Below are 3,412 nucleotides of genomic sequence, written 5' to 3'. Positions count from 1 at the left end.
CCGAGCAGCACGAGCGCCTGCGACGCGGACAGTCCGACCACGATCGCCGCGACGATCGCCGAAATGACGCCGAACACGACATACAGAGCAGTCGTGCCCGATCGTGGGGCGGAGGTGGGTTCGGATTCGGGCTGCGCGAGCTCGGGTGCTGCCATGGCTACCAGGGTAGGACGTGCCCGGAGTCCCCTACGACACGACGTCGGAGCACAGTGTCCGCCGTCACGACCCCGTTCGCTCCGGCGGTCATTCCGCTCGCGTGGGCACCGGGTTCCCGTTCCGGAGCGTCGATTCGTATCCGGTCGTGAGCCAGAAGACGGTGCGATCGATCGTGGGGATGATGTCGGTGATCGCGATGTGCCCGTCGTGGTATCGCCCCACCAGCCCGTAGACGAGGCTCGACAGGATCGATTCCAGTTCGGCGACGAAGTCGGGGTCCACGTCCGACAGGACCGCCTGGCCGACGGGCACGACGACGTCGAAACCCCGCAGGGCGAGGTTTTCGCCGCCGGGCGCGGTCCGCACCCGGAAGTAGGCGAGGAGCATCGCCGGGTGCTGCACCCACGGTTCGAAGATCGCCCGCATCACCCGCATCATCGCCGGGTGCAACGGCTCGCCCGGGTCGCGGCTCTGCTTGACGATGCCGGAGTGGTTCTCCGCCATCCAGCGTTCGATCGCGGCCAGGATCAGCTCGTCGCGCGTCGGGTAGCGCTTGTAGATGGTCGACAGCGAAGTGCGGGCGCGCCGCGCCACCTCGCGTAGCTGGACCGCGTCGTATCCCCCGCTTTCGAGGAGTTCGACGACGGTGTCGAGGAGTCGGTCCGAGGTCCGGTCGACCCCGCCCTCCACATCAGCATTCTCCATTTTGTGAATTTCCTTGCCGCATAGTGGTAACCCGGTTATCGTATGCCCAGTAACAAGGTTACTCGGCTCCGACGCGGCGACGGGCCGATCGGAAACGCCCACGCCGCCGGTTCCAGCCCGCACTCACCCTGTGGAGCACCCATGCCACCGATACGACTGCACGTCGATCACGATCTCTGCGAGGCGCACGCCCTGTGCACCGAGATCGCACCGGAGGTCTTCGACCTCGGCGACGACGACCTCGCCCACTGCGACGAATCACCACCGGAAGCGTTGTGGCCCAAGGTGAAATCCGCCGCCAGCGCCTGCCCGCGCCAGGCCGTCAGCATCACCGAGACGTAGCCACCCGCACGAACCGAAAGGCCGGCATTCCGATGACCGATCTCGCATCAGTCGACTACTTCTCCGACGGAGAGGTCGCACAAAGCCCCTTCGAGTACTTCGATCAGCTCCGGGACCGAAGCCCGGTCTACCGCGAACCGCACTACGGCGTCGTGGTCGTCACCGGCCACCAGGAGGTGGTCGAGGCTTTCAAGAACAGCGACGCCCTCTCGGCGGTCAACTCGATCGGCGGGCCGTTCCCCCCGCTGCCGTTCGTGCCCGAAGGCGACGACATCACGGAGCAGATCGAAGCGCACCGTCACCAGTTCCCGATCTTCGAGCACCTCGTCACGATGGATCCGCCCGATCACACGAAGGCCCGCGCGCTGCTGGGCCGGCTCCTCACTCCGAAACGCCTGAAGGAGAACGAGGAGTACCTGTGGACACTCGCGAACGAGCAACTCGACGAATTCATGGACAACGGTCGCTGTGAATTCCTCGGCGAGTACGCCAAACCCTTTGCAACGCTGGCCATCGCCGATCTGCTCGGCGTCCCACAGGAGGACCGCGACGAGTTCCGGCGGGCGCTGGGCGCGGACGCACGGCCCGGCGCGCGGGTCGGCGCCCTCGACGGCGAGCCGGTCGGTATCAATCCGCTCGAATACCTGGACGATCGTTTCAGCGGCTACCTCACCGAGCGGCGACGCGAGCCCCGGGGCGACATCCTCAGCGGCCTCGCCACCGCTACCTACCCGGACGGCTCGATCCCCGAGATCATCGAGGTCGTACGACCCGCGACCTTCCTGTTCGCGGCCGGTCAGGAGACCGTGACGAAGCTGCTCAGCTCGGCACTGCGGGTCCTCGGCGAGCGACCGGAATACCAGAAGATCCTGCGTGAGGACCGCAGCCTCATCCGGCCCTTCATCGAGGAGTCCCTCCGCTTCGACAGCCCGACGAAGGTCGATTTCCGCCTCGCCCGCAAGACCACCACGATCGGTGATGTCGACATCCCGGCCGGGACCGTGGTGATGCTGAGTCTCGCGGCCGCGAACCGTGATCCGCGCAAGTTCGAGGATCCGAACGAGTTCCGCTTCGACCGGCCGAACGCCCACGACCACATCGCGTTCGGCCGCGGACTCCACACGTGCGCGGGGGCACCGCTGGCCCGCATCGAAGGCCAGATCACCCTCAATCGCCTGCTCGATCGGATGAGCGAGATCCGGCTCTCCGAAACCGAGCACGGGCCGGCGACCGACCGCCGGTACACCTACGAACCCACGTTCCTGCTGCGCGGACTCACCGAACTCCACATCGAGTTCACCCCGTCGAACTAGCGGCAAACCCCCGGCATCGCTTCGAGCGGCCGCTCGAGGCGCAACACGAAAGGCATTCCATGGCAGGGAGAGTAGAAGGCAAGGTCGCGTTCGTCACGGGCGCGGCCCGTGGGCAGGGACGCAGCCACGCGGTGCGGCTGGCGCAGGAAGGCGCCGACATCATCGCGATCGACATCTGCGGTCCGATCCGGGAAGGCGCGCTGATCGCCCCGTCCACCCCGGACGACATGGCCGAGACCGTGGAGCTCGTCAAGGGCCTGAACCGTCGCATCGTGAGCGCCCAGGTGGACGTCCGCGACTTCGACGCGCTGAAGGCCGCGGTCGACGACGGCGTCGCACAGCTGGGCCGGCTCGACATCGTCGCGGCCAATGCGGGGATCGGAACCGGCGGCTTCAGCCTCGACCAGACCGACGAGGTGGACTGGCAGGAGATGATGGACATCAACCTGTCCGGTGTGTGGAAATCGGTGAAAGCCGCTGTGCCGCACATGATTGCGGCAGGAAACGGTGGTTCGATCATCCTGACCAGTTCGGTGGGCGGGCTGAAGGCCTACCCGACCATGGGGCCGTACATCGCCGCGAAGCACGGCGTGGTCGGGCTGATGCGCACGTTCGCCGTCGAACTGGGACAGCACTTCATCCGCGTCAACACCGTCCACCCCACCAACGTGAACACCCCGATGTTCATGAACGAGGAGACGATGAAGATGTTCCGCCCCGACCTCGAGAACCCGGGGCCGGAGGACATGAAGGTCGTCACCCAGATGATGCACGTCCTGCCGATCGGCTGGGTGGAACCGGAGGACATCAGCAACGCGGTGTTGTTCCTGGCCTCCGACGAATCCCGCTACGTCACCGGGCTCACGCTCACGGTGGATGCAGGCAGCACCCTGAAG

Annotated in this window: 4 protein-coding genes; 3 read left to right on the top strand and 1 reads right to left on the bottom strand. The window is 66.3% G+C overall.

Annotation, left to right across the window (positions count from 1 at the left end; genetic code table 11):
• Positions 1-243: 243 nt before the first annotated feature.
• Positions 244-861 carry a TetR family transcriptional regulator gene (locus I0Q12_RS28080; RefSeq protein ID WP_197256800.1) on the bottom strand — a complete coding sequence of 206 codons (618 nt, stop codon included), beginning with the start codon at positions 859-861 and terminating at the stop codon, positions 244-246.
• Positions 862-1,002: 141 nt separating this feature from the next.
• Here I0Q12_RS28080 and I0Q12_RS28075 point away from each other — a divergent pair, with 141 nt between their 5' ends.
• The 3 genes from I0Q12_RS28075 to I0Q12_RS28065 all read left to right on the top strand — a co-directional run.
• Entirely contained in the window at positions 1,003-1,203 is a 201-nt protein-coding gene (locus I0Q12_RS28075; protein ID WP_197256798.1) for a ferredoxin, read from the top strand.
• Between the two features lie 32 nt (positions 1,204-1,235).
• Positions 1,236-2,516: a cytochrome P450 gene (locus I0Q12_RS28070; protein WP_197256796.1), complete on the top strand. Its 1,281-nt coding sequence runs from the start codon at positions 1,236-1,238 to the stop codon at positions 2,514-2,516.
• A 59-nt stretch (positions 2,517-2,575) separates the two neighbouring features.
• Positions 2,576-3,412, top strand: an 837-nt coding sequence (locus I0Q12_RS28065; RefSeq protein WP_197256794.1) for a mycofactocin-coupled SDR family oxidoreductase, incomplete at its 3' end; no start/stop codon positions are given.

Source organism: Rhodococcus sp. CX (assembly GCF_015865005.1).
Taxonomy (GTDB): Bacteria; Actinomycetota; Actinomycetes; order Mycobacteriales; family Mycobacteriaceae; genus Rhodococcus.
Note: the sequence above shows the minus strand (reverse complement) of the source record. Positions and strands in the feature narration are given on the sequence as shown.